Annotated in this window: 25 protein-coding genes; 12 read left to right on the top strand and 13 right to left on the bottom strand. The window is 59.6% G+C overall.

The features are described 5' to 3' along the window. Positions 1–205: 205 nt before the first annotated feature. On the top strand, positions 206–2,959 hold the full coding sequence (locus LOY43_RS21005) for a response regulator (RefSeq protein ID WP_095051076.1): 2,754 nt from the start codon (positions 206–208) through the stop codon (positions 2,957–2,959). Positions 2,960–3,041: 82 nt separating this feature from the next. Continuing rightward, a complete protein-coding gene (locus LOY43_RS21010) occupies positions 3,042–4,031 on the top strand; it encodes a 2-hydroxyacid dehydrogenase (RefSeq protein ID WP_258708679.1) in 990 nt (329 codons plus the stop codon). Positions 4,032–4,043: 12 nt separating this feature from the next. Here the strand turns inward: LOY43_RS21010 and LOY43_RS21015 are convergent, their stop codons facing one another. After that, a complete protein-coding gene (locus tag LOY43_RS21015) occupies positions 4,044–4,502 on the bottom strand; it encodes a hypothetical protein (protein WP_095051074.1) in 459 nt (152 codons plus the stop codon). 133 nt (positions 4,503–4,635) lie between these two features. Between LOY43_RS21015 and LOY43_RS21020 the strand changes: the two genes are divergently transcribed. Together LOY43_RS21020 and LOY43_RS21025 are read left to right on the top strand one after the other, a co-directional pair. Then, a complete protein-coding gene (locus LOY43_RS21020) occupies positions 4,636–5,070 on the top strand; it encodes a hypothetical protein (protein ID WP_095051061.1) in 435 nt (144 codons plus the stop codon). Continuing rightward, complete coding sequence (locus LOY43_RS21025; protein ID WP_093442194.1) at positions 5,070–5,474, top strand: META domain-containing protein; 405 nt, start codon at positions 5,070–5,072, stop codon at positions 5,472–5,474. The genes LOY43_RS21020 and LOY43_RS21025 overlap by 1 nt, the downstream gene beginning before the upstream one ends. Before the next feature lie 288 nt (positions 5,475–5,762). Here the strand turns inward: LOY43_RS21025 and LOY43_RS21030 are convergent, their stop codons facing one another. Further along, the gene (locus tag LOY43_RS21030) at positions 5,763–6,230 is read right to left on the bottom strand and encodes a TlpA disulfide reductase family protein (RefSeq protein WP_007917494.1); all 468 of its coding nucleotides are present in this window, start codon (positions 6,228–6,230) and stop codon (positions 5,763–5,765) included. A gap of 113 nt (positions 6,231–6,343) precedes the next feature. Between LOY43_RS21030 and arsC the strand changes: the two genes are divergently transcribed. From arsC to LOY43_RS21045, 3 genes are read left to right on the top strand one after another with little or no spacing between them, the layout of a single operon-like run. Next, entirely contained in the window at positions 6,344–6,697 is a 354-nt protein-coding gene (gene arsC, locus LOY43_RS21035; protein ID WP_093442189.1) for an arsenate reductase (glutaredoxin), read from the top strand. Beyond that, positions 6,694–7,290, top strand: a complete 597-nt coding sequence (gene wrbA / locus LOY43_RS21040) for an NAD(P)H:quinone oxidoreductase (protein WP_095125223.1) — start codon at positions 6,694–6,696, stop codon at positions 7,288–7,290. Before arsC ends, wrbA begins: the two co-directional genes overlap by 4 nt. A gap of 1 nt (position 7,291) precedes the next feature. Then, on the top strand, positions 7,292–7,717 hold the full coding sequence (locus LOY43_RS21045) for a DUF2069 domain-containing protein (protein ID WP_258708680.1): 426 nt from the start codon (positions 7,292–7,294) through the stop codon (positions 7,715–7,717). A gap of 114 nt (positions 7,718–7,831) precedes the next feature. Here the strand turns inward: LOY43_RS21045 and LOY43_RS21050 are convergent, their stop codons facing one another. Beyond that, positions 7,832–8,506, bottom strand: coding sequence for a DNA-3-methyladenine glycosylase I (locus LOY43_RS21050; protein WP_258708681.1), 675 nt, complete (start codon positions 8,504–8,506; stop codon positions 7,832–7,834). A gap of 134 nt (positions 8,507–8,640) precedes the next feature. Next, a complete protein-coding gene (gene ttcA / locus LOY43_RS21055) occupies positions 8,641–9,465 on the bottom strand; it encodes a tRNA 2-thiocytidine(32) synthetase TtcA (protein WP_007917513.1) in 825 nt (274 codons plus the stop codon). A 288-nt stretch (positions 9,466–9,753) separates the two neighbouring features. Between ttcA and LOY43_RS21060 the strand changes: the two genes are divergently transcribed. Next, complete coding sequence (locus LOY43_RS21060; protein WP_016773629.1) at positions 9,754–10,356, top strand: Yip1 family protein; 603 nt, start codon at positions 9,754–9,756, stop codon at positions 10,354–10,356. 127 nt (positions 10,357–10,483) lie between these two features. Then, positions 10,484–10,978 (top strand): SprT family zinc-dependent metalloprotease, encoded by a 495-nt coding sequence (locus LOY43_RS21065; RefSeq protein ID WP_095051057.1) that lies wholly within the window; start codon positions 10,484–10,486, stop codon positions 10,976–10,978. A gap of 133 nt (positions 10,979–11,111) precedes the next feature. Here the strand turns inward: LOY43_RS21065 and LOY43_RS21070 are convergent, their stop codons facing one another. Together LOY43_RS21070 and LOY43_RS21075 are read right to left on the bottom strand one after the other, a co-directional pair. Then, positions 11,112–12,293 carry a CaiB/BaiF CoA-transferase family protein gene (locus LOY43_RS21070; protein ID WP_258708682.1) on the bottom strand — a complete coding sequence of 394 codons (1,182 nt, stop codon included), beginning with the start codon at positions 12,291–12,293 and terminating at the stop codon, positions 11,112–11,114. A gap of 145 nt (positions 12,294–12,438) precedes the next feature. After that, positions 12,439–13,773, bottom strand: a complete 1,335-nt coding sequence (locus LOY43_RS21075; RefSeq protein WP_095123044.1) for a dicarboxylate/amino acid:cation symporter — start codon at positions 13,771–13,773, stop codon at positions 12,439–12,441. Between the two features lie 351 nt (positions 13,774–14,124). Between LOY43_RS21075 and LOY43_RS21080 the strand changes: the two genes are divergently transcribed. Next, complete coding sequence (locus LOY43_RS21080; protein WP_258708683.1) at positions 14,125–15,123, top strand: AraC family transcriptional regulator; 999 nt, start codon at positions 14,125–14,127, stop codon at positions 15,121–15,123. 88 nt (positions 15,124–15,211) lie between these two features. On the opposite strand, the gene LOY43_RS21085 is transcribed toward LOY43_RS21080, so the two are convergent. From LOY43_RS21085 to LOY43_RS21105, 5 genes are all read right to left on the bottom strand, one after another. Continuing rightward, a complete protein-coding gene (locus LOY43_RS21085) occupies positions 15,212–16,753 on the bottom strand; it encodes a YncE family protein (protein ID WP_258708684.1) in 1,542 nt (513 codons plus the stop codon). A gap of 35 nt (positions 16,754–16,788) precedes the next feature. After that, positions 16,789–17,253: a hypothetical protein gene (locus LOY43_RS21090; RefSeq protein ID WP_258708685.1), complete on the bottom strand. Its 465-nt coding sequence runs from the start codon at positions 17,251–17,253 to the stop codon at positions 16,789–16,791. Between the two features lie 129 nt (positions 17,254–17,382). Next, positions 17,383–18,729, bottom strand: a complete 1,347-nt coding sequence (locus tag LOY43_RS21095) for an ATP-binding protein (protein ID WP_093442150.1) — start codon at positions 18,727–18,729, stop codon at positions 17,383–17,385. Then, a complete protein-coding gene (locus LOY43_RS21100) occupies positions 18,726–19,403 on the bottom strand; it encodes a response regulator transcription factor (protein ID WP_093442145.1) in 678 nt (225 codons plus the stop codon). The genes LOY43_RS21095 and LOY43_RS21100 overlap by 4 nt, the downstream gene beginning before the upstream one ends. 149 nt (positions 19,404–19,552) lie before the next feature. Continuing rightward, on the bottom strand, positions 19,553–20,155 hold the full coding sequence (locus tag LOY43_RS21105; protein WP_095051104.1) for an outer membrane beta-barrel protein: 603 nt from the start codon (positions 20,153–20,155) through the stop codon (positions 19,553–19,555). 143 nt (positions 20,156–20,298) lie between these two features. Here LOY43_RS21105 and LOY43_RS21110 point away from each other — a divergent pair, with 143 nt between their 5' ends. Next, positions 20,299–21,090 (top strand): dienelactone hydrolase family protein, encoded by a 792-nt coding sequence (locus tag LOY43_RS21110; protein ID WP_095051105.1) that lies wholly within the window; start codon positions 20,299–20,301, stop codon positions 21,088–21,090. A gap of 158 nt (positions 21,091–21,248) precedes the next feature. Then, entirely contained in the window at positions 21,249–21,974 is a 726-nt protein-coding gene (locus LOY43_RS21115; RefSeq protein WP_095051116.1) for a 4'-phosphopantetheinyl transferase, read from the top strand. 116 nt (positions 21,975–22,090) lie between these two features. Here the strand turns inward: LOY43_RS21115 and LOY43_RS21120 are convergent, their stop codons facing one another. Continuing rightward, the gene (locus LOY43_RS21120; RefSeq protein ID WP_095051106.1) at positions 22,091–23,701 is read right to left on the bottom strand and encodes an ATP-binding protein; all 1,611 of its coding nucleotides are present in this window, start codon (positions 23,699–23,701) and stop codon (positions 22,091–22,093) included. Beyond that, positions 23,698–24,420, bottom strand: a complete 723-nt coding sequence (locus LOY43_RS21125) for a response regulator (RefSeq protein WP_095051107.1) — start codon at positions 24,418–24,420, stop codon at positions 23,698–23,700. The genes LOY43_RS21120 and LOY43_RS21125 overlap by 4 nt, the downstream gene beginning before the upstream one ends. Positions 24,421–24,999: the final 579 nt, after the last annotated feature.

Below are 24,999 nucleotides of genomic sequence, written 5' to 3' on the forward strand. Positions count from 1 at the left end.
AATTCTCAGTTGAGACTGATTATTCAAGATTGCCGGGCATCGGGCAACTCAAGGTTGACCGAGCTGACCAACGAGCAGCGACGCCCTGCCCCGACGCGAGCGCATTTTTCCGGAGATTGCCCGCGAGCAAATCGCTACACTGCGCCAATGTCGCGTGCCGGATGCACGCATGAGTCAACAGATCAGCGGGATGCAGGAGATAGGCGTGCTCAAGAAACTGGGAATCAAAGGTCGCGTGTTATTGCTGACCTTGTTGCCGACCAGCCTGATGGCGCTGGTGCTGGGTGGTTATTTCACCTGGACGCAGCAGGCCGACTTGCAGACCCAATTGATGCAGCGCGGCGAAATGATTGCCGAGCAACTGGCGCCGCTGGTGGCACCCGCCATGGGCCATGGCAACAGCGAATTGCTGGAGCGCATCGCCACGCAATCCCTTGAACAGCCGGACGTGCGCGCGGTGACCTTCCTCGCCCCGGACCGCTCGCCGCTGGCGCATGCCGGCCCGACCATGCTCAATCAGGCACCGAGCGGCGACAGCGCGCATTTGCAACGGCGCAGCGGCAATGACGCGACGCGTTACCTGATGCCGGTGTTCGGCAAACATCGCAACCTCGCCGGCGAACTGATCCCGGAAGAATCCGAGCGACTGCTTGGCTGGGTCGAATTGGAGCTGTCGCATAACGGCATGTTGCTGCGCGGTTATCGCAGCCTGTTTGCCAGCCTGCTGCTGATTGCCGCCGGTCTGGCGGGCGCCGCCCTGCTGGCGTTGCGCATGGGCCGCACCATCAACCGGCCGCTGAGCCAGATCAAACAAGCCGTCGCGCAACTCAAGGACGGCCATCTGGAAACGCGTTTGCCGCCACTTGGCAGCCAAGAGCTGGATGAGCTGGCCTCCGGGATCAATCGCATGGCCGGCACCTTGCAGAACGCCCGCGAAGAACTGCAACACAGTGTCGATCAGGCCACCGAAGACGTGCGCCAGAACCTGGAAACCATCGAGATCCAGAACATCGAACTGGACCTGGCGCGCAAAGAAGCGCTGGAGGCGAGCCGGATCAAATCCGAATTCCTCGCCAACATGAGCCACGAGATCCGCACGCCGCTCAACGGCATTCTCGGCTTCACGCACCTGTTGCAGAAAAGCGAACTGACCCCGCGCCAGCTCGATTATCTGGGCACCATCGAAAAGTCTGCCGACAGCCTGCTGGGGATCATCAACGAGATCCTCGACTTCTCGAAAATCGAGGCGGGCAAACTGGTGCTCGACCATATTCCGTTCAACCTGCGCGACCTGTTGCAGGACACCCTGACCATCCTCGCCCCCGCCGCACACGCCAAGCAATTGGAGCTGGTCAGTCTGGTCTACCGCGACACGCCGCTGTCGCTGGTCGGTGACCCGTTACGCCTGAAGCAGATCCTCACCAACCTGGTCAGCAACGCAATCAAGTTCACCCGCGAAGGCACCATCGTTGCCCGCGCGATGCTTGAAGATGAACACGAAGACAGCGTGCAGTTGCGCATCAGCATTCAGGACACCGGCATCGGCCTGTCGAATCAGGACGTGCGCGCGTTGTTCCAGGCCTTCAGTCAGGCCGACAACTCGCTGTCGCGGCAACCGGGCGGCACCGGCCTGGGGCTGGTGATTTCCAAGCGTCTGATTGAGCAGATGGGTGGTGAAATCGGCGTCGACAGCACACCCGGCGAAGGCTCGGAATTCTGGATCAGCCTGAGCCTGCCGAAAACCCGTGACGACGCCGAAGACTTGCCGGCCCCGCCGCTACTCGGGCGCCGCGTGGCAGTACTGGAAAGTCATGAACTGGCGCGTCAGGCCTTGCAACATCAACTGGAAGATTGCGGCCTCGATGTCACGCCGTTCAATACGCTGGAAACCTTGACCAATGGCGTCACCGGCGCGCACCAGACCGATCAGGCGATTGATCTGGCGGTCATCGGCATCACCAGCAACGACATGCTGCCCGAGCGTTTGAATCAGCACATCTGGGACCTCGAACACCTCGGCTGCAAAGTGCTGGTGCTGTGCCCGACCACCGAACAGACGCTGTTCCATCTGTCGGTGCCGAACCCGCACAGTCAGTTGCAAGCCAAGCCGGCCTGCACACGCAAACTGCGTCGTGCGCTGGCCGATCTGGTCAACCCGCGCCAGCCGCGCAATGAGCCAGGGGAACCGCTGTCGAGCCGCGCGCCGAAAGTGCTCTGTGTCGACGACAACCCGGCCAACCTGCTGCTGGTGCAAACCCTGCTCGAAGACATGGGCGCCAAGGTACTTGCGGTGGAAAGTGGCTACGCGGCGGTCAAAGCCGTACAAAGCGAGTCCTTCGATCTGGTGTTGATGGACGTGCAGATGCCGGGCATGGACGGCCGCCAGAGCACCGAAACCATTCGCCAGTGGGAAAGCGAGCGGCACTGCACGCCGCTGCCGATCGTCGCCCTCACCGCCCACGCCATGGCCAACGAAAAACGCGCGTTGCTGCAAAGCGGCATGGACGATTACCTGACCAAACCGATCAGCGAACGGCAACTGGCGCAGGTGGTGCTGAAATGGACCGGCCTGGCCTTGCGCAATCAAGGGCCGGAGCGGATCAGCGACAGCGCGGCGGGCAATAATGAACTGCCGGTGCTCGATCACGAGGAAGGTTTGCGCCTGGCCGCCGGCAAGGCTGATCTGGCGGCAGACATGCTGGCCATGTTGCTCGCCTCACTGGAAGCCGACCGCGAGGCCATCCGCGCGGCGTGCGAAAACCGCGACCAGAATGCATTGATCGAACGCGTCCATCGCCTGCACGGTGCCACCCGTTATTGCGGCGTACCGCAATTGCGCGCGGCCTGCCAGCGCAGCGAAACCCTGCTCAAGCAGGACGACCCCAAGGCCGTGGCAGCGCTGGAAGAACTGGAGCGCGCGATCAACCGGCTCGCGGCACAAGCGAAGATCAGCGCCTGATCCACGGCAATGCCGGCCAACACCGGCAGCGCTAAAGTGGGTTCGGGTGATTCAATCCGTGTCGATGTTCCAGGAGGATTTCATGCGCACGCTCGTTTTCAGCAGCCAGACCTATGACCGCGACAGCTTTCTCGCCGCCGCTTGCCCGGCAGGTATCGAGCTGCACTTTCAAGCGGCCCGGCTCAGCCTCGATACGGCAGCGCTGGCCGATAGACATGAAGTGGTCTGTGCGTTCATCAATGATGATCTCAGCGCTCCCGTGCTGGAGCGCCTGGCTGCGGGCGGCACGCGTCTGATTGCCCTGCGCTCGGCGGGCTACAACCATGTCGATCTGGCCGCAGCGAAACGTCTCGGACTGGCCGTGGTGCGCGTGCCGGCCTACTCGCCGCATGCGGTGGCCGAACACGCCGTGGCGCTGATCCTGGCCCTCAACCGTCGCCTGCACCGTGCCTATAACCGCACCCGTGAAGGCGATTTCAGCCTCCATGGCCTGACCGGTTTCGACCTGGTCGGCAAAACCGTGGGGATTGTCGGCACCGGACAGATCGGCGCCACGTTCGCGAAAATCATGCACGGTTTCGGTTGTGAGCTACTGGCTTACGATCCCTTCCCCAACCCCGATGTTCTGGCGTTGGGTGCGCGTTACCTGAGCCTGCCGGAACTGCTCGCACAGTCGCGGATCATCAGCCTGCACTGTCCGCTCAACGAGCAAAGTAAACACCTGATCAACCGCGATTCACTGGCGCACATGCAGGCGGGCGCCATGCTTATCAATACCGGCCGTGGTGGGCTGGTCGACACACCGGCACTGATCGATGCATTGAAGGACGGCCAACTCGGCTATCTGGGGCTGGATGTCTATGAGGAAGAGGCACAACTGTTTTTCGAGGATCGCTCCGACCTGCCTTTGCAGGACGATGTGCTGGCGCGATTGCTGACCTTTCCCAACGTGATCATCACCGCGCATCAGGCCTTTCTGACCCGCGAAGCGCTGGGTGCAATTGCCGCAACCACCCTGCACAACATCGCGACCTGGGCGGCGGGAACGCCACAGAACCAGGTCGAGGGCTGAGGTTTTTTGCGCTTATTTCGGTGAAAGCGAAGACGCCAGAATCAGCATCGCCAGCCAGCCGAAACCAAAAAAGCGCTGTTTCATCGAGTGGCCGTAGCGCAGCAGGAACCAGACGAAAAACATCGGCAGCAGGAAGATCATGATCTTCAGCCAGCCTTCCACCGGACGACTGCCGTCGGCATTGGCCTGCTCTGTGGCCGGTTGCTCGGTTGGCTGCTGGCGCCGACGCCGTGCGGCGGCCGGCATGACTTTCGGTAAAGGTTGCGGTTCAGGCGCTGGAGCAGTGACTTCGGGCACAGCCTTGTTACGCGGCAGACTGCCAAAAGAAATCGTCGAAGGCTGAGCCGGGGCCGCAGTTGCCTGCGCCTGGGCGTGAGCGGTTTGCTCCGCCATCGGAGCTCCACAATGAATGCAGGCCGAGGCTTCGGAGCTGATGCTCTTTTTGCATTCATAACATTCGATCAGCGCCATGTTCCGTTCCTTCAGATTCGAGGCCGGCAGTTTGCCATGAGTGTCGCGGTATTTGAACCGGATCGAAGGTCGCACGCGCGCATCATTCTGCAATCAACCCCGTGCTAGCATGTCGCGCATATTTGGAGGACCCATGGTCGAACACGATTTCCGCTATACCCTGATGAACCCGCAACACACCCTCACCGAATGCCGCGCCCTCGTTCCGGGCCGCTATCAGGTCACCGGCAATGGTGGCTCGATTCGCATCGGTGACGCGCTGTTGGTCACCCTCAAAGGCAGCAAGGACTTGTCCATGCGCCTGACCGTTGAAACCGTCCGCCACCTGATCAACCCGCCGGGCCAATGGACCGCGATGACCACTGGCCCGGTGTTCGGCGAACTGGCGATCCACACCTGGCAGGTCAATTGCGACAGCTGCGCCAAAGAGCTGAGCTTCGAATTTGCCGTGGACGCCAAACTCGGCAAGGCCGCAGAGAAACCGGCGGCCACCGCGCGCATCGCCGAGCTGGGCTGGAAAGCCGTGGGCGAAAAGCACCTGTGCCCGAAATGCCAGGAGCCTGCGTGATGAAACGGCTTGCCCTGACCGCTATGGTCGGTGTGGGTCTGGTGGGTTGCGCGGCAGAGCCTGTGCAACTGCAACAGAACCGCAGCTACATTCTGGAGTGGATCGGCGAGCGCCCGCTGATGGATTACAGCCATCTGACCGTGACCCTGGGCGATGATGGCCGCGCCTACGGCAACGGCGGCTGCAACCATTGGTTTGCGCCGTATACGCTGGACGGCGACAAGCTGACCTTCGGCAAGATCGGCAAGACCCGCAAACTCTGTGCACCAGCGTTGATGGAGCAGGAACAACGCTTCCTGCAGGCGCTGGAACACGTCGAGCGCTGGGATATCTCGCCGATCGAGCAGATGCGCTTCTGGCCGGCTGAAGGCAAGCCGCTGCGCTGGTGGCTGGAAGAGGGTTGATTGGCTAGTCCGCCGATGCCCTCATCGGAACGCCGCCCGCCTAGCCCTCTCCCAGGGGGAGAGGGGACTGATTGGGGGATATTGGGGAGCTACGCCGACCTGAAGGGTCTTCATCGAATCCATAATCGATCGAATCCCGCTCTTGCGACTGCCTAATCGAGCGGATCTGGTTTTGACGAATTCACAATCGACTCGATCTCTCAGGTCGATGTACCTCGCCAGACACCTCGGTCGGCTCCCTCTCCCTCTGGGAGAGGGCTGGGGTGAGGGTTGCTCTTTAGCGGCAACTCACTTGGTCGCTTGTAACGCCTCCAGCTTCGCCATCACCCCCGCCGCCGTCTGCTCCCCCATCAACTGCTCACGCACCTTGCCTTTGTTGTCGATGATGTACGTCACCGGCAGCGCCTCACTGCGCGGTAACTCAAACAACTCCGCCGGATCCTGCGCCAGCACGGTGAACTTGATGCCCAGTTTTTCACTGGCGTCTTTCAGCTCCACACCTTGCACATTGTCAAAGTTGACCCCGAACACGCCGACGTTCTTGCTCTTCAGCTCGTCAGCCAGATGGTTGAGCTCCGGGATCTCGGTGCGGCACGGGCCGCACCATTCGGCCCAGTAGTTGAGCACCACCCATTGTTTGTCGAGACGTTCGGACGCGACCTTCTGACCGTTCTGGTCAATCCCGTAATCATTGCCGCAGCCCCCCAGCATCAACGCCCCGATTATCGTCAATGCCGCTGCCAATCGCCGTGTCATGTCGTGTTCCTTGAGAAAATTTGAAGGCGCCTGCAACCCATTGCCTCCGAAGGTTCTGGATTGCGCGCTGCACAGTTAGAATAGCCGCCACTTTACGCCAGAAGCGACCCGCCATGACCGATCTGACGCTTTATCACAATCCGCGCTGCTCGAAATCCCGCGGCGCGCTGGAGCTTCTTGAAGCCCGCGGCCTGACCCCGAACGTCGTGCGGTACCTCGAGACCCCGCTGAATGCAGCGCAAATCAAGGCCCTGCTTGGCAAGCTCGGGATCAGCGCACGTCAGTTGCTGCGCACCGGGGAAGATGAATACAAAATGCTTCAACTGGCTGACGAAAGCCTCAGCGAAGCGCAATTGATCGACGCTATTGCCCAGCATCCAAAACTGATGGAGCGACCGATTCTCGAGGTCGGCGACAAAGCGGTGATCGGTCGTCCACCCGAAAATATCCTGGAGTTGTTGCCGTGAGCGCGCCGTACATTCTGGTGCTGTATTACAGCCGCAACGGCTCGACCAACGAGATGGCCCGGCAGATTGCCCGCGGTGTCGAACAGGCTGGCCTCGAAGCGCGCCTGCGCACCGTGCCGGCGATCTCCACCGAGTGCGAAGCCGTGGCCCCGGCCATCCCGGAGGACGGCGCGCTGTACGCAACGCTGGATGATTTGAAGAACTGCGCTGGCCTCGCCCTCGGTAGCCCGACGCGTTTCGGCAACATGGCCGCGCCACTGAAGTACTTCCTCGACGGCACCAGCAACCTGTGGCTGACCGGCGCCCTCGTCGGCAAACCGGCTGGCGTGTTCACCTCCACCGCCAGCCTGCACGGCGGTCAGGAAACCACCCTGCTGTCGATGATGTTGCCGCTGCTGCACCACGGCATGCTCATCACCGGCCTGCCGTACAGCGAGTCGGCGCTGCTGGAAACCCAGGGTGGCGGCACGCCTTACGGTGCCAGTCATCACGCCGGAGCGGACGGCAAAAAAGGCCTTGATCAGCACGAAGTTGCACTGTGCCGTGCGTTGGGTCTGCGGCTGGCCAAAACCGCTCAGAAACTGGTGGGCTGAGATGGCGAAGAAGCCGAAGATTCTGCCGAGTGTCGAGTGGCTTGAGCCACGGGTGAAGGCGATGCGGGTGCTCAGCCTGCTGAGCTTTTTCGCCCTAGCCGGTCTGCTCGCGGCCTACTATCTGCTGTTCGCCGACCTGCACGGCGCGCGGCCATGGGTGATTCTGCTGGTCGAGCTGATCCCGTGGATCATCCTCGCCCCGGCGATGATCATGGGCAGTGCCCGTGGGCATTCGTGGATGTGTTTTGTGGTGAATCTGTATTTCATCAAGGGCGCACTGGCGGCGTATGACCCGAACCGACAGTGGTTTGGGGTGCTGGAGATGGTCGCGAGCCTGGCGGTGTTCTGCTCGGCGCTGTTGTATGTGCGGTGGCGGTATCAGTTGAATCGCAAGCAGGCTGGCGAAGGCGAAGTCTCCGTCGCCTGACAGACCGCCATCGCTGGCAAGCCAGCTCCCACAGGGTCAGTGTTGAAACACAATATTGTGATCAATACAAAAACCTGTGAGAGCTGGCTTGCCAGCGATTGGGGCAACTCGGTATCAATGATTCACTGTGTACGCGAGCATCATCGAAATCTGGCTCATCGCCCGCCCGCCGCTCTGTTCATGCCAATGGTTGAACGCATCCTGCACGATCGCCAGATCACGCAAACTGGTCGGCACCTTATCAACGATCTTCTGTGCGTTCAGCGCCGCAACCACGTCGTAGCTCGGCACAAACGTGTCCTTGCCGACCATGCGCAAAAACCGTGGCGCCGACAGCCCGCCCAATTGATGACCGTGCTTTTTCAGGTATGTCCACAGGCCGACGATATCGGTCACCGGCCAGTCAGCGATCAACGCGCCGAAACTGCCCTTCTCTTTCTCGACATCGAGGATGAACTGCGCATTGCGCGGCACGCTCTTGAGTTTGCCCAGGTGACGGATAATCCGCGCATCCTGCATCAGGCGTTCAAGGTGTTCGGCGCTCATCAGCACGACTTTTTCCGGGTCGAACTTGAAGAACACCTCTTCGAAGGCCGGCCACTTGGCGTCGACCAGACTGTGTTTGAGGCCGGCGCGAAATACGCGCAGGGCCATGGTCGAGAGGTAGCGGTCGTCGCTGATCTTGCGCAGTTGTGCCGGGGTCTTGGGAACGGGCAGATGGGCTTCCAGTTCAGCCGCCGAACCGAAGCGGTTCAGACAGTATTCGTGCAGCCACTTGTAATCGCGCATGCCCTCTCCTATTGAATGAAGCAAGAAACCAATGTGGGAGCGAGCCTGCTCGCGAAGTGGGAGTATCAGTCAACAAATCAGTTGAATGACGCACCGCTTTCGCGAGCAGGCTCGCTCCCACATTTGAAATGGGTTTACAGATTGACGACGTTGACGAAGCGCGAAGCAGCGGTCTCGTCGATCTTCAGGCTGGTGAAGTCGAACAGGTTGCGGTCGGCCAGTTGCGATGGAATCACGTTCTGCAGGCTGCGGAAGATGCTTTCGGTACGGCCCGGGGTCTTGCGCTCCCAGTCCTGAAGCATCTCCTTGACTACCTGACGCTGCAGGTTTTCCTGCGAACCGCAGAGGTTGCACGGGATGATCGGGAATTCTTTCAAATCCGAGTAAGCCTGAATGTCTTTCTCGTTGCAGTACGCCAGCGGACGGATCACCACGTTGCGGCCGTCATCGGCACGCAGCTTCGGCGGCATGGCCTTGAGGCTGCCGTTGAAGAACATGTTGAGGAAGAACGTCTCGACGATGTCGTCGCGGTGATGACCGAGGGCCATTTTCGTCGCACCGATTTCATCGGCAAAGGTGTACAGCGTGCCGCGACGCAGGCGCGAGCACAGCGAGCAGGTGGTCTTGCCTTCCGGGATCAGTTCCTTGACCACCGAGTAGGTGTCTTTTTCGACGATGTGGTACTCGACGCCCAGCTCTTTCAGATAGGCCGGCAGCACATGCTCGGGGAAGCCCGGCTGCTTCTGGTCCATGTTCACCGCGACGATCTCGAACTTGATCGGTGCAACCTTCTGCAGGTGCAGGAGCACGTCGAGCATGGTGTAGCTGTCCTTGCCGCCGGACAGGCAGACCATCACCTTGTCGCCGTCTTCAATCATGTTGAAATCGGCGACCGCTTCGCCGGCCAGGCGGCGCAGGCGCTTTTGCAGTTTGTTCTGGTTGACCGTAAGAGTGCCCATGACGCGAAATCCGTGAGGTGTGACGAAAGGCCGGCATTTTACGCAAAAACCCCGGGGTTGTGGGCACAGGTTGTCGTGGGCCAAGGATGTCATCTTTACAGACCCCGAGGCGATTAAGCCCCCTGTTTACAGCGCGATTTGCTCTAAGCCCCTAATACCTGTGCGGGTAAGACCTTTCTATACTGCGACATAAGGTCGCACACATCTGAAGACCTGTATTTGCTCGGCCACCTTGGCCCGTAGGCGCTCCGCTGGGGGGCGATGGCAATAACAAGAGGAGTGACTGGCATGATCCATCACGTAGTGGGACTTTTTACCCACCCCGATCAGGAATGGAAGGAAATCCGTGGCGACCAAGAGGAAAGCATCAGCCACATGTACCTCACCCACACGCTGATTCTGGCGGCGATCCCCGCTGTCTCGGCGTTTATCGGCACGACTCAGGTTGGCTGGGTGATCGGCAACCGCGCACCGGTGATGCTTACCTTTGAAAGCGCACTGTGGATGACGATCATGTCGTACCTGGCCATGCTCGGCGGCGTCGCGGTCATGGGCGCTTTCGTGCACTGGATGGCGCGTACCTATGACGCCAACCCGAGTCTGGCCCGTTGTGTCGCATTTGCCACTTATACCGCGACACCGTTGTTCGTCGGCGGTCTGGCGGCGCTGTATCCGCATATGTGGCTGGGGATGATCGTCGGTACGGCGGCCATCTGCTACACGGTTTATCTGTTGTATGTGGGGCTGCCGACGTTCATGAATATTCCGTCGGACGAGGGCTTCCTGTTTTCCAGCTCGGTGCTGGCGGTGGGTCTGGTGGTGCTGGTCGCCATCATGGCATTCACCGTGATTGTCTGGGGGCTGGGCGTCGGGCCTGTGTATACAAACTGACTCGACAGGCTGATAACAGGCCGCCGCAAGGCGGCCTTGTCGTTTCAAGGATGACCATTCGGCAGCTCGGCGATTCGCAAGTCCACAGGGTTGCGGCATACTCGACGCCTCTGGAGATCCATCAAGCATGCCCGAGCAACTCAATACCCGCGTCGAAGACTGTTACCAACTCGCTGAAGCCTTTTTCAAACGTTCTTTCCCACGCCCTGTCGTCAGTCTCAAGCTGCGCGGGCAAAAAGCCGGTGTCGCGCATCTGCACGAGAATCTGCTGCGCTTCAATCCGCAGCTGTACCGGGAAAACACCGAACACTTCCTCAAGCAGACCGTGGCCCACGAAGTCGCGCACCTGATCGCCCATCAGTTGTTTGGCGAGCGCATTCAGCCCCACGGCGAGGAATGGCAACTGATCATGCGCGGGGTTTACGAACTGCCGCCGGATCGCTGCCACACCTATGCAATCAAGCGCCGCAGCGTGACCCGCTATATCTACAAATGCCCATGCGCTGACAGCGATTTTCCGTTTTCGGCGCAGCGCCATAGTCTGGTACGGCAGGGACGGCGTTACCTGTGTCGCCGCTGCCGGAACACGTTGGTGTTCAGTGGCGAGATGCGGGTGGAATAGTCAGTTTGTTTCGCCCTGACTGGCCCCATCGCTGGCAAGCCAGTTCCCACAGGTTTAGGTGTCTTACACAGAATCTGTGGACACCTCGAAAACTGTGGGAGCTGGCTTGCCAGCGATGAGGCCAGAACAGGCACTAAAGAATGACTTTGGCCCGGCGCAGCTCTTCAATTTTCGAAGGACTCAACCCCAACTCCCCCAACACCTGATCCGTATGCTGCCCCAACACCGCGCCAACATGCCGCGGTGCCGGCAACGCTTCGGAAAACTTCAACGGACAGGCCATCTGCGCCTGCGTCGTACCATCCTCACGCGGCACCTGCGTCACCAATTCCCGTGCCCGCAACTGCGGATGGCTTACCGCCTCCCCCAGACTCAATACCGGCTCGACACACGCATCAATCCCGGCAAACAACTCGCACAATTCAGCAAAGTCATGTTTTTCAAACTCGACCGTCAGCGCGTATTTCAATGCTCGCTGCTGCTCAGGTTTTGAGGACAAGCCCTGCGCCGCCAACTCCGGCCGCCCCAGCGCCGCACACAATTGCTGCATGAACCCCGGCTCCAGACTGCCCACCGACATCCAGCGTCCATCGCGAGAACGGTAATAATCGTAGAAGCTGCCGCCGTTGAGCATCTGCTCTTCCCACTCTGGCTCTTCGCCGCAAGCCAGATAGCCGGCACCGGCCATTGCATTCAGGCTGAACGCGCAGTCGGTCATGCTTACATCCAGGTGCGTGCCCTGCCCGGTTTGCTGCCGCGCAATCACCGCCGCCAACAAGCCGATCACCCCGTGCAACGAACCACCGGCGACATCCGCCACTTGCATACCCAATGGCAACGGACCGCTATCGGCGCGGCCGGTGTAACTGGCCAGCCCCGCCAGCGCCAAATAGTTGATGTCATGCCCGGCGCGATCCTTGTACGGCCCGGTCTGGCCGTAACCGGTGATCGACACGTAGATCAGCTTCGGGTTGATCGCCTTCAGCGCTTCATAGCCCAGGCCCAAACGCTCCATGACACCGGGGCGAAACTGCTCGAGGACGATGTCGTAATCGGTCAGCAATTGCTTGACCACGTCCAGCGCCTCGGGCTGTTTGAGGTCCAGGGCCAGGCTGCGCTTGTTGCGATTGAGGTAGGCATGACTGGCCGAAACTCCGCCATCATGCGGCGGCAATACCCGCAGCAGGTCCATGCGCGTTGGTGATTCGATGCGCAGCACTTCAGCGCCCATATCCGCCAGCAACAGCGAGGCGAACGGCCCCGGCAGCAATGTAGAGAAATCGAGGATCTTCAGTGAGGCCAGCGGTGCGGACATGGGCGAACTCCTTGGGCGATGCACTCAGCCTAGGCAGCGATACCGCGTACGGCAATCACCGGAAATGTCAGCGGGTGTGACCGTTACGCTCAAATCGCAGGCAAGAAAAAACCCGCCGAAGCGGGTTTTTCCAGGCAAGCAGTACTTACTTCACATTGCTTGGGGTTGGGCCTTCAGCCACACCCAGATCATCTTCAGGACGGGTATCAGCGATACCGCGGCCGCCCGAGGCCAGCTCGGTTTGCAGCTGATCGGTATCCAGCTCCTTGACCCACTTGGCAACCACGATGGTCGCTACAGCGTTACCAACCAGGTTGGTCAGTGCGCGGGCTTCGGACATGAAGCGGTCGATACCGAGGATCAGCGCCAGACCGGCCACCGGCAGGTGACCTACCGCCGACAGAGTGGCAGCCAGCACGATGAAGCCCGAACCGGTCACGCCCGCCGCACCTTTGGAGGACAGCAGCAATACCAGCAGCAGGGTGATCTGGTGAGTGATGTCCATGTGAGTGTCGGTCGCCTGAGCGATGAACACGGCCGCCATGGTCAGGTAGATCGAAGTACCGTCGAGGTTGAACGAGTAACCGGTCGGGATCACCAGGCCTACTACGGATTTCTTCGCGCCCAGACGCTCCATCTTGATCAGCATGCGTGGCAATGCCGATTCCGACGAGGACGTGCCCAGTACGATCAACAGTTCTTCACGGATGTAACGCACCAGCTTGAACACGCTGAAACCGTGAGCACGGCAGATCGCACCCAGCACCACCACCACGAACAGGATGCAGGTGATGTAGAAGCAGATCATCAACTGGCCCAGTTGCACCAGCGAGCCGACGCCGTAGGCACCGATGGTGAAGGCCATCGCGCCGAAAGCACCCAGCGGCGCCAGTTTCATGATCATGTTGATGATGTTGAACATCACGTGGGCGAAGCGATCGATCATGTCCAGCAGCGGACGACCGTACGAACCCAGGCGATGCAGGGCGTAGCCGAAGATCACCGAGAACATCAGCACTTGCAGGATGTCACCGGTGGCGAACGCGCCGACGATGGTGTTCGGGATTACATTGAGGAGGAAACCGACAATGCTCTGGTCTTTACTGGCCGTCACATAAGTGGCGATTTTCGAGGCGTCCAGGGTGGTGACGTCGATGTGCATGCCGGCGCCCGGTTGCACAACGTTGACCACGATCAGACCGATCAGCAGGGCAATGGTGGAAACGATTTCGAAGTACAGCAGCGCGTAGCCGCCAGTCTTGCCCACGGATTTCATGTTCTGCATGCCGGCGATGCCGCTGACAACGGTGCAGAAGATGATCGGGGCGATGACCATTTTGATCAGTTTGATGAACCCGTCACCCAGCGGCTTGAGGGCCACACCGGTCTGAGGGTAGAAGTGACCAAGCAGGATGCCGATGGCGATGGCAACGATCACCTGGAAATACAGGGATTTGTACAGTGGCTGACGAGTCGTCATTGCAGGTTTCCTCAAGCGTCCCGCGTAGCAACATCCATCTGTTGGCCGCGAAACCTTAATTGCGAACCCTCCTGCACTGGAGGGATTTGTTGTTGGAGCAGCGTTTTCCATCAGGGCCAAACGCACGCTTCTGTGGCTTGTATCGCAAACGTCGTGCCACTTTGGTGCGATTGCCTGCAAGCCTTTTGATATCAGGGATTACACCGTCATGGATGTCACCACTCGGTGACTCAAGTGTGGCGGATTTCCGCCAACTCGCCGCTTCTCGTCCTACAATTTGGCGGAAAACCGCCTTGTAGGCGTGTCCAGCCGCCGGCTACCATCCGGCGCCTGAGGAAGGATCTGCCGCTTATGCGCGAACGCACCATCGCCAGTCATTTCGCCCGTGCCGCCCTCGGTGGCGCGCGCCGCCAAGGGTTCGATTACTCGAGCCTGCTGCTGCAACTGGGCATCAGCCCGGAACTGCTCGACGAGCCGCGCGCACGCATCGCTCCGGAACAATTCACCCGGTTGATTCAGGGCCTGTGGCTGGCGCTGGATGACGAATACCTGGGTTTCGGCAACGCCCCGAGCAAGCCCGGCAGTTTCGCCATGATGTGCCACGCCTCGATTCACTGCCGCAATCTGGAGAAAGCCCTGCAACGGGGTTTATTGTTTTATAGCCTATTCCCCGAAGCCCCGCGCCTGAGCCTGACGCGCGAAGACGAATGGGTGCGCCTGAGCCTCGACGATTCGCAGATGTGCGACCCGGATCACTTTCTCACCGAGAGTTTGCTGGTGATCTGGCATCGCCTCGGCAGTTGGCTGATTGGCCAGCGAATTCGCCTCGAGCAGGCAACTTTCAGCTATCCCCGCCCCGATCACGGCGCTGAATATGACCTGTTGTTCCCCTGCCCGCTGACTTTCGGTACCGAGCAAAGCAGCCTTTTATTCCACAGCCGATATCTGTCTATGCCGCTGTTGCAGGATGAACGCACCCTCAAACACTTCCTCGAACGCTCCCCCGCCGACCTGCTCTCACGCCCGGACGACGGCGACAGCCTGAGCAGCCGCCTGCGCCGTTTGCTCAGTCGCGACACGGCACACTGGCCGGATCTGGAAGCGGTGGCGGCGCACTTGCACATCAGCCCGCAAACGCTGCGCCGGCATTTGCGTGAGGAAGGCAGCAGTTTTCAGGAGTTGAAGGATCAGTTGCGGCGAGATATCGCCATTTATCATTTGGGCCGTGCGGATCTGTCGTTGCAGCAGATTGCCGAGCAGCTCGGATTTTCCGAGCCGTCGGCGTTCCACCGGGCGTTCAAGAAGTGGACCGGGCTGACGCCGGGGGCTTATCGGGCGCAGGAACATTGAGCGTAAAAGATCACAGATCTTCAGCAGTTCCTGCGAATTGGAATGCAAACTGCTGTAGTCGCCGAGACTGCGATCCTTTGACTTCAGATCACCCCGGCAGACCGAGATACTCGTCCCCCGGAACCGGTTTCACAGAACCTGGTTCAACATGCTCGAGAACGCCTCCAAAAGGGGTATCGAGTCCCCCCGCTAATACCGGCTGCAAAGAGATCACCCAAACGGTCCCGTCCTCATGACAGGAAACATACCCGAGTGAATCATCGGGACTGATCGCCATACGAAGTGGCAGCCGTCCTACGGGTATTCTCTGGATGACAGCGCCAGATTGAATATCAATGGTCGAGACGGTATGCGTATGAGGATTACAGCAGTAAGCACGTGTACCGCGATGGTTGACCACGATGCCCCTGGCGAGCCCGGTAACGGGTATAGCCCTGATCAATGCGCCATTGTGAGCATTGACCTGCACGATTTCCTCCGTCGTGCTCACTACAACATCAGCAAAAATGCTGTTCCCGTCAGGACTCATTGCGAGACCGATAGGCGGCGCCTTCAAGCGGAATGCGGCAATTTGCGTCAGTGACCGGGAATCGATGACGACAATCGAGCTGCTGCTTACTACAGCGACATAAATTCTGCTGCCATCGGGATGAACAACAATCTGGTTCGGTGCCTGGCCAACCGTAATGGTTTTTAGCGATTGCAAGTTGCGCACATCTATCACGTTAACAGTGGCGTCATGCGAGTTACTGACAAACGCAAGCGCTTCGTCCTGGCTCAGGGTGACATTGAAGCAGGCTCTACCTACCGGAAAGCTCGCGATGGTCCGCTCGCTCTCCAGGTCGAGGATTTCCATTAGTTGAGTCTGGTAAAAGCCTGCAAAAGCCCGAGTACCGTCGCGACTCAATGCATGCTGACTCGATGAATCCTGACCGTTGATCGGGATATACCGTTCAACCTTGGCTTTTTCAGTGTCGATCACCGCCAGCGATCTCCCGTTAGCAGGCCCCACGTAGGCTCGTCTGCCATCGCTACTGATGGTAATTCCCTGAATCAGAGCGCCGACGGCAATTACGCCCGGTTGCGCATACGCCATGACAGTCAAAGTCTCGGTTGTCGTATGCCCGCCACTGGAGGCCATCAGAGTGTAAACCCCGCCAGCAGTCGCTCCTTTAATGCCCTCGATGATCAGGGTGCCGTCCGGCTGTGTCGAAAATTCGCGGGTACCGCCTGCCCCATCGGCATATTGGCTGCCTACTGGAAGCACTACCGTGATCTTGCCTACAGCTGGCTGCCCTGATCGCGTAAGGCTGAGTTTGACGTCTTTGACGCGTCCGCCAGGAGCGACGTCATACGGTCCGTTACTGAAGGCGACTTGAGTATCAAGTCGGCCAAGATGAACATCTATCAGCTTGGTTGATGACCGATTGAAATTTCCCAAATGATCGAATACCAGGTAGTCCAGCTGTACGTAACGGCTGTCCCCAATGCGCCGAAACGTGTCCTCGAAAAGCGTTCTGGTCACCGGTGCCGAAGCATCGGTGATCTCCCACTCATCCGTCTCATCACCGGTCTGAAAACGAATACGGTTATAGGGGCGTGGGTTGGAAAAGTTAAATCCGAACTCCACACCTTGCGCAGCCCGTGCAGCGTCGACCCCATCCTTCAGCACATCGGGGGGATTACCAGATCCAGCCCCTGTGGCGCCGGTTCTCCCGGCGAGCGCAGGTAATACAACACGTTCAAATCCCGTGAGTCTTCGCTATGCCCACTGGGACGAGTGACTTTGTAATGAAACCTGGAAACTCCATTGGGCAACCGTCCGTGCGGTACGTACAGACGGATACGTGACTGCTCCTCTCCCTGTACGATGGTTTTTCCTGCAACCGGAGTGGTCTCGCTATTGATGTACAAGTCAACGCGATCATCGACAGCCATTTTCCACGAACGACTCTGGAGCTCCGCCCATGGATCGACCAGGCACTCCAGGCCCTGCGGCTGTTCATCGTAGAGCGATTTGGGAATGCCACCGTCAGCGGGATCGGCGGTTTTCAACGGAGAGATCCATCCTGGAATGATTACGGGATAAAGTACAAACAACTGGTTCAGCGCCGATGACTGGATATCCATCATGTTCTCCCGCAAGTGTGATTCAACCGAGCCCTCTCGGAGGCGCAACCATCACACACCTACCCCGTCCGACTGACAACTGTCACATCTGACAGGTAAGGTCTGATTTCCGACAGACGGTTATCCTCGTTATACCGCCGGAAAATGAATCCTGAACGCCGCCCCACCCATCGGCGAATCACCCAGCGCCAGTTTGGCGTTGTAGCTTTCGATGATGTCCTTGACCACCGCCAACCCGATGCCCTGCCCCGGATGCTGGGCATCCAGCCGTTCGCCACGCTCGAGAATCCGCGCACGCTGATCCGGTGGTACGCCCGGGCCGTCGTCCTCAACGCATAACTCAACCCCGGCCAAGGTCTCGCGCACGCTGATGCGCACTTCACCCAGACACAGGCGATAAGCGTTTTCCAGCAAGTTGCCCATCATTTCCAGCAGCGCGCCCTGCTCGATCGGCACGTAGCAATGCTCGGGCAGATCGAATGCCACGCGCACATGCTTATCGCGATACACCTTGTCGAGGGTGTCGCAGAGGCTTTTCAGCACCGGTTGCAGGCGCACCTGATGTCGCACCAGTCCGCTTTTGCGCAAGCTGGCCCGTTGCAGTTGATAGCTGATCTGCTGGCTCATGCGTTCGATCTGGCTTTGCAGCACCCAGGCCTGATCGCGCTCTTCGGGACGCTGGGCCATGTCTTCGCTGACACCTTGCAACACCGCCAACGGGGTTTTCAGGCTGTGCGCCAAGTCATCGAGGGAATCGCGATAACGACTGCGCTGCTGGCGCTCGCTGTGCAGCAAACGGTTGAGCGAGCCGGTCAGGCGCAGCAGTTCGCGTGGATGTTGTTCGGTGAGGCTTTCACGGGTGCCGCCTTCGATTTCGTCGAGTTCCTGACTGAGCCGGCGCAAGGCTTTGAGGCCCCAGGTCAGGCCGATCCACAACAGCGCCAGCAACACGAGTAACGCAGCGCCGAAGCCCAGATAGAGATTTTCACGCAGGCCTTCGAGGGTGGTTTCGTACTCGCGCACCGGTTGCAGGGCGACGATGCTGAACGCCGCGCTTTTGCCGCCGAGCAATTTCACTTCAACGTCGTAGACGAAGAATTCCTGGCCGTTGGTTTCACGAATCCGCGCGAACTCGTTACCGAGGCCGTCATAGCGCGGCTTATAGTTGATCTGCTCTTCCTGGGTGGCTTTCGAGCGCCACACCAGATGCCCTTCGCGGTCGTAGATGTAGCCGAGCAAACGGAAGTCGGTGAGATTGAAGCGCTCATCCGGCAGTTGCGTCGGCATCACCAGCCGACCGTTTTCAATGCGCGCGGCCGAGATCAGCGTGGTCACGTCCGAGGCCAGCCGCTGCTCAATGGAATCCTGCAAGGCGAGGCTGAACGCGCCTTGCATCGCCGGCAGCAAGGCAAGCATGAACAATACCGCCAACGTGGTGGCGGCGAGCATCAAGCGAACGCGAAGGGAACGAATCAAGTGCAGCGCTCATTGAACAGGTAGCCGAGGCCGCGCACGGTGTCGATCGGCTTGAACCCGGCCGGGCCTTCGAGTTTTCGGCGCAGACGGCCGACCAGCACTTCGATGACATTTGGATCGCGCTCGTCGTCGTCCGGGTAGAGCTGCTCCATCAAGCGATCCTTGGGCACCACTTGCTGGTGATGGCGCATGAGGTATTCGAGGATGCGGTACTCGTAGGCGGTCAGCGCCAGCGGTTGCTCGTCGAGGCTCGCCTGTTTGCGATTGAGGTCGAGCAGCAGCGGCCCGGCGACGATGGTCGACTGGGTGAAACCGCTGGAGCGGCGCAGCAAGGCGTTCAGGCGCGCGTCGAGTTCTTCGAACTGGAACGGCTTGACCACGTAATCGTCGGCGCCGGCGGCGAGGCCTTCGACCTTGTCCTGCCAGTTGCCGCGCGCGGTGAGGATCAGGATCGGGAAGGTCTTGCCCGCCGCGCGCAATTGGCGAATCAGGTCGAGACCGCCCATGCCCGGCAGGCCGAGATCGATCACCGCCAGGTCGAAGTTGAACTGTCCGGTCTGGTAGAGCGCCTCTTCGGCATTGGCCACGGACTCGACCACGTGGCCACTTTCCGTCAGGCGGGTTTGCAGGTGATGGCGCAACAGCGCTTCATCTTCGACGACCAACAGTTTCATAACACTCTCCCGGATAAATCAGAATCTCCAGTCACACACCTGTGAGAGCGAGCCTGCTCGCGAAGGCGATGGTTCAGTCGACATCTCATCGACTGAACCGGCACTTTCGCGAGCAGGCTCGCTCCCACATTGAACCTGCTGGCAACTCCTTAGAAATTGTAGTTAGCCGACAGGTAAGTCTGCGCGCTGCTGGTCAAATCCAGCGAACCTTGCTTGCTGCCACCGCGTTCGCTCATCTCGGTGCTGGCATTGCTGCGCAGGTAACGGTAACCGAGTTCGACCGAAGTGTTTTGCGATACTTGTTGCAACACACCGAGCTGACCACCGACGGCGTAACCGATATCACTGTCGCGGCTAAAGCCTGGCGATTCCTGAGTCAGCTTGGTCAAACCCGCCGTCGCGCCACCGAACAACTTGGTGCTGCCGCCTACCGGGTAGAACAGATCGTAGCTGCCCAGCAGGTTTTCCTGACGCAGTTTAATGCCATTGTGCGAGCCCGACACGTTGTCGTAGGTGGCGTAGTAGCGACCCTGGCTGTTTTGCTGACCGAGGCGTACGCCGTAGGTGTTGTTACCGTCGATGGCGCCGGTGGCGTTCGGGTGGTCGAGGTTGTTGTTCAGTGCGTGGGACTTGTCAATCTTGTCGCTGGTCTGGCCGAAGGACAGGCCGGCGAAGTTCGAAGTGGTGTCAGCCTGGGCCGCGATACTGGCGCTCATTACGGTCAATGCCAGCAACAGTTTGTTAAAAGTCATGGGTATTTCCTCTTTCACAGTGCTGTTTGGGTATGGCGCAAGGTTACTGACCTCCCCCTGTACCGCCCCTGAACCGTCTCTGAACCTGACCTGAACCAAATGAACTAGGCTGTTTTGACCCTTTATTGTCAGGAGACCCGACCATGCGCCTGTTCCTCGCCCTTACTTTGCTGGCTGTCAGCAGCCTCACTCAGGCTGCGATCAAGACTGAAGAAATCCCCTATCAGAGCGCCGACGGCACGAAACTGATCGGCTACTACGCCTACGACGACGCCATCCAAGGCAAACGCCCGGGTGTCGTCGTGGTGCACGAATGGTGGGGCCTGAACGATTACGCCAAACGCCGCGCACGCGATCTCGCCGCACTTGGCTACAGCGCGTTGGCGATCGACATGTACGGCGAAGGCAAGAACACCGAGCACCCGAAAGACGCAATGGCGTTCATGCAGGCGGCGACTCAGGATGCGGCGGCTTCCAGCAAGCGCTTTGAGGCCGGGCTGAATTTGCTGAAGAAGCAGGCGCAGACCGACGTCAACAAAATCGCCGCCATCGGTTACTGCTTCGGCGGCGGCGTGGTGCTCAACGCCGCGCGACAAGGAGAGCCGCTGGCAGGTGTGGTGAGTTTCCACGGCGCGCTGGCGACCAAGACCCCGGCGACACCCGGCAGTGTGAAGGCGAAGATTCTGGTCGAACACGGTGCGCTGGACAGCATGGTCACTCCAGACAATGTCACGGCGTTCAAGACGGAAATGGACAAGGCTGGCGCTGACTATAAGTTCGTCAGCCTCGACGGCGCCAAGCACGGATTTACCAATCCGGATGCCGATCGCCTGAGCCATGGCGAGCACGGTGGCCCGGACATCGGGTACAACAAGGCAGCGGATGAAAAATCCTGGGCGGACATGAAAGCGTTCTTGCAGAAAATCTTTAGCTGACCCCTCCGCACCTGATCGTTCCCACGCTCCGCGTGGGAATGCAGCCCGGGACGCTCTGCGTCCCAAAGCGAACGCAGAGCGTCCATTGAGGCATTCCCACGCAGAGCGTGGGAACGATCATCTCGACCTTGTCTCGACTAACCGGCAAAATGCCCGCCATGAATCTCACCCCCGCCCTCCCCGCCTGCTGCACCGCGCTCGACAGCCACTGGCCGTTGCCGACGGTGTTGCCTGATACCGTGCTGCTCAGCACCCATTTCGATCCGGCACAACTGCTCGGCGATGATTTCCAGCGCAGCGCCGTCGTTGCCCCGCCAAGCATTCAGCGCTCGGTGGCCAAACGTCAGGCGGAATTCCTCGCCGGGCGGATTTGCGCCCGTGCAGCGTTGCAGCAACTGGAAGGCAGCAGCGTTGTGCCAGCGATTGGTGAAGACCGCGCGCCGATATGGCCCGCACATATCTGCGGCTCGATCACGCACAGCACCGGACGCGCGGCAGCGATTGTCGCCAACAAAAGGCACTGGCGCGGTTTGGGCATGGATCTGGAAAACCTGCTCGACACCGAACGTGCCGAGCGGCTGGCTGGGGAGATTCTGACGCCACCTGAAATGCAACGCATGACGGCCGCCTCGCGGGATCAGTTGGCGCTGTGGGTGACGCTGACGTTTTCGGTGAAGGAAAGTCTGTTCAAAGCGCTGTACCCGATTGTGCAGAAGCGCTTTTATTTCGAGCACGCTGAAGTGCTGGAGTGGACTGAAGCGGGTCAAGTGAGGTTGCGGCTGTTGGCGGACTTGTCGGCCGAGTGGCGTAACGGCGTTGAACTGGAGGCGCAGTTCGGGGTGCGGGATGGGCAGTTGTTGAGTCTGGTCAGCATCAAAGCCTGAAGATTTGTGTTGCGGGCGCTCGCGCTTTCGCGAGCAGGCTCACTCCTACATTTGAAATGCGTTCCCCTGTAGGAGTGAGCCTGCTCGCGATGAGGCCTGCCGAACCAACACAAGACTCAACGGCGTTCCTGATTCCTCGGCCAACTCAGGCTAAAGCAAGCCCCACCCAGACTCTTGCTCTTGCCAATGATCGCCCGGCCGTCATGCCAGTGAATGATCCGTCGCACAATCGACAAGCCCAGGCCATGCCCGCCCGACGCCCGCGTACGGCTGTCATCCAGGCGTAGAAACGGCGTGAAAATCCGCTCCCACGCTACTTCCGGCACGCCCGGGCCGTCATCTTCGACATCCACGCGACAGCGCAATTGCCCGACCTGATAACTCACCGTCACCTTCGAGCGTGCGTGGCGCATGGCGTTGCTCACCAGATTCTGCAATGCCCGGTGCAGATAACGCGGCTCGGCCTCGACCCAGGCATCATCGTTATCGGCGGCAGACAGGCACAATCCCCGCTGCACGGTGACTTCGGCGCGCAACGGCGCCAGCTCTTCAATCACCTGATTGACCAGCGCATCCAGATCGATGCGCTGGAACGTCAGCGCCGGCGAACCCTGCTCCAGTCGCGCATAGGTGAGCATTTCATCGACCAGCTTATCGAGGTCTTCGATGTCGTGATCCATGCCTTCGCGGTATTTCTCCAGCGCTTGCGGGGTGGTCGCCGAGCCAATCATTTCCAGACCGAAACGCAGACGCGCCACCGGCGTGCGAAGTTCATGAGAGACCGCACGCACCAGTTCGCGCTGGATTGCCAGTAGCTGCTGCAAGTGCTCGGCCATGCCGTTGAACGCCGCCGCCAGACGCCCGACCGAGTCGGCACCGCGCGCCGGCACACGAGTTTCCAGGCTGCCCTTGGCAATGCGCGTGGCCGCCGCTTCGAGGCCGCGTAAACGGCGTTCGAGCTGGCGCACCAACAGATAAACAATGAGGCCGATCAGGGTCAGGCCGAGTGCCGCAATCAGCACCAGCCATTCCGGCGGATACGGGTTCATCTGATACAGCGGCCCGATTTCCAGCACCCACGGCGTGCCGACCATGCCGGCAAACACGCGGATCGAATCGCCGCCCTTGCCCAGCGCCATCACCGTGTCGCCTTCGGCCACGCGGCGGCTCTGGTCTTCGTCCATGTCGGCGTCATTCACCGTGACCAGGCGCAAATCGAAACCGAAGCCCTTCTCGTCCTTTATCTGTGCGAGGCGCTTGGGTTGCTCGGCGACCGGCACGCGCACCAGTTCATCGGCCAGCAGGTAAATGGTTGCGCGGGCCAGTTGCTCGCTGATTTGCTGAACTTCACCCACCAGTACGAGCTGTTCCTTGTCGCTGACCATCCGGTAAACCTTCGCTGCGTGCGGACCGGTCTGCTCGACCAACGCCTGCCCCCGTTGCACGCGGGTGCGCTGGGTCAGATCGAGATCGGTCTCGGCGAACTTCTTCAGCGCCAGCGGAATCCCCAGCAAACGCTCCCACACCAGCAACGCGCGATGGCGCTCGGTTTCATTCATCGGTTGCAGGTTGCCGGCCATCAGCGAGAACGTGCCGTGTGCCAGCCGCTCGCGATACTGCTCGCTGCGCACCTGATTGAGCAGATTCAGCGCCAGCACGCCGAGCACCGCCACCAGAATCAGCGCTGCGCACATGCCGCCGTAGATGCGCAGGAAGATCGAGTTCACAGCGGCAGATCTACGCAGGCTTCAGGAACGAACAGATAACCTTTGCTGCGAATGGTCTTGATCAGGCGTGGATGGTCGGGGTCGTCGCCGATTTTCGGGCGGATGCGCGAGATGCGCACATCAATCGAACGGTCCTGACCGTCATAGCCGATGCCGCGCAGTGCAGTGAAGATTTCTTCGCGGGACAGAATCCGCCCGGCGTTGGACACCAGCAGCCAGAGCAGATCGAATTCGGCGCTGGTCAGCTCGATGCCGTTGTCGCTCAGCCACGCTTCGCGCAAGGCGTTGTCGACCACCAGCGGGCCAAATTGCAGACGGCGGGATTTTTCGGCGAGCGGTTCAGGTGTATCGCTACGGCGCAGCAACGCTTGAATGCGCGCCAGCAACAGCCGTGGGCGCACCGGTTTGCACACGTAATCGTCGGCACCGAGGTCGAGGCCCTGAATCTGATCGGCATCGTCAGTGCGTGCGGTGAGCATCAGAATCGGCCCGTCATACTGATTGCGCACCTTGCGACAGATGCTCAGGCCATCTTCGCCCGGCAGCATCAGATCGAGGATCACCAGATCCGGCTGCTCCTTGATGATCCGCGCCGCCGCCAGCGCCCCGTTGCCTTCGATATTCACGCGCAGTCCATTGGCTTGCAGGTAGTCGCGCGTCAATTCGGCCAGCCGCTGGTCATCCTCGACGATCAATACCTCAAAGGCTTGTTGCTCCACCGGTGACCTCTGCTTTCTATTGTTATTAATAAAAGGAAGGCGATTGCCCGGACACACAATCCCCTGTAGGAGCTGTCGAGTGAAACGAGGCTGCGATCTTTTGATCTTGCTTTTCAAGATCAGGATCAAAAGATCGCAGCCTTCGGCAGCTCCTACAGGGGTACGCGATATTCAGCGTGATCCTCCCGTCCTTTTGTCATGTTTCTGGAGGATAAGAATGCCTGCGCATAGGCCGATTGTATAAACGGCGTCCAGCCAGAACACAAGTCGGTAAATGCGTTCGGACAAGGCAGTTTTTTGTGATAGGGTTCGCGCCCTTAAAAATCCGCTGAAGCGTTTTTCCCGGTGAAAAAACAGTGACAGACGGTCTAGCTCAGCAGGTTCGCGGCCTACACGCGAATTCCGGATTTCTTACACAATTTACGCACAGGTTTATCCACAGCTAGTACGTTGCAAGCACCCGTGAAACGCATTATCTTGTAGCACGGCGCAGGGAGAGACCCCACATATAGGGTTTTCCGCTTAAACGCCCAACCACATTTCAGACCTGAAACTCAAGCGATTTATTGCCTGTTTCCG

This window comes from Pseudomonas sp. B21-041 (genome assembly GCF_024748675.1).
GTDB classification, from domain to species: Bacteria; Pseudomonadota; Gammaproteobacteria; order Pseudomonadales; family Pseudomonadaceae; genus Aquipseudomonas; species Aquipseudomonas neuropathica.

What these genes read in the sequence shown, in the direction of transcription:
- LOY43_RS21090 (WP_258708685.1), bottom strand. Translation starts at nt 17,253, where the DNA reads ATGGATATCCAGTCATCGGCGCTGAACCAGTTGTTTGTACTTTATCCC.
- LOY43_RS21050 (WP_258708681.1), bottom strand. Translation starts at nt 8,506, where the DNA reads ATGCGCGATTACAAGTGGCTGCACGAATACTGTCTGAACCGCTTCGGT.
- LOY43_RS21060 (WP_016773629.1), top strand. Translation starts at nt 9,754, where the DNA reads ATGATCCATCACGTAGTGGGACTTTTTACCCACCCCGATCAGGAATGG.
- LOY43_RS21020 (WP_095051061.1), top strand. Translation starts at nt 4,636, where the DNA reads ATGGTCGAACACGATTTCCGCTATACCCTGATGAACCCGCAACACACC.
- LOY43_RS21110 (WP_095051105.1), top strand. Translation starts at nt 20,299, where the DNA reads ATGCGCCTGTTCCTCGCCCTTACTTTGCTGGCTGTCAGCAGCCTCACT.
- LOY43_RS21105 (WP_095051104.1), bottom strand. Translation starts at nt 20,155, where the DNA reads ATGACTTTTAACAAACTGTTGCTGGCATTGACCGTAATGAGCGCCAGT.
- LOY43_RS21115 (WP_095051116.1), top strand. Translation starts at nt 21,249, where the DNA reads ATGAATCTCACCCCCGCCCTCCCCGCCTGCTGCACCGCGCTCGACAGC.
- LOY43_RS21065 (WP_095051057.1), top strand. Translation starts at nt 10,484, where the DNA reads ATGCCCGAGCAACTCAATACCCGCGTCGAAGACTGTTACCAACTCGCT.
- LOY43_RS21075 (WP_095123044.1), bottom strand. Translation starts at nt 13,773, where the DNA reads ATGACGACTCGTCAGCCACTGTACAAATCCCTGTATTTCCAGGTGATC.
- LOY43_RS21030 (WP_007917494.1), bottom strand. Translation starts at nt 6,230, where the DNA reads ATGACACGGCGATTGGCAGCGGCATTGACGATAATCGGGGCGTTGATG.
- LOY43_RS21010 (WP_258708679.1), top strand. Translation starts at nt 3,042, where the DNA reads ATGCGCACGCTCGTTTTCAGCAGCCAGACCTATGACCGCGACAGCTTT.
- LOY43_RS21080 (WP_258708683.1), top strand. Translation starts at nt 14,125, where the DNA reads ATGCGCGAACGCACCATCGCCAGTCATTTCGCCCGTGCCGCCCTCGGT.
- LOY43_RS21025 (WP_093442194.1), top strand. Translation starts at nt 5,070, where the DNA reads ATGAAACGGCTTGCCCTGACCGCTATGGTCGGTGTGGGTCTGGTGGGT.
- LOY43_RS21045 (WP_258708680.1), top strand. Translation starts at nt 7,292, where the DNA reads ATGGCGAAGAAGCCGAAGATTCTGCCGAGTGTCGAGTGGCTTGAGCCA.
- LOY43_RS21100 (WP_093442145.1), bottom strand. Translation starts at nt 19,403, where the DNA reads ATGAAACTGTTGGTCGTCGAAGATGAAGCGCTGTTGCGCCATCACCTG.
- ttcA (WP_007917513.1), bottom strand. Translation starts at nt 9,465, where the DNA reads ATGGGCACTCTTACGGTCAACCAGAACAAACTGCAAAAGCGCCTGCGC.
- LOY43_RS21015 (WP_095051074.1), bottom strand. Translation starts at nt 4,502, where the DNA reads ATGGCGCTGATCGAATGTTATGAATGCAAAAAGAGCATCAGCTCCGAA.
- LOY43_RS21070 (WP_258708682.1), bottom strand. Translation starts at nt 12,293, where the DNA reads ATGTCCGCACCGCTGGCCTCACTGAAGATCCTCGATTTCTCTACATTG.
- arsC (WP_093442189.1), top strand. Translation starts at nt 6,344, where the DNA reads ATGACCGATCTGACGCTTTATCACAATCCGCGCTGCTCGAAATCCCGC.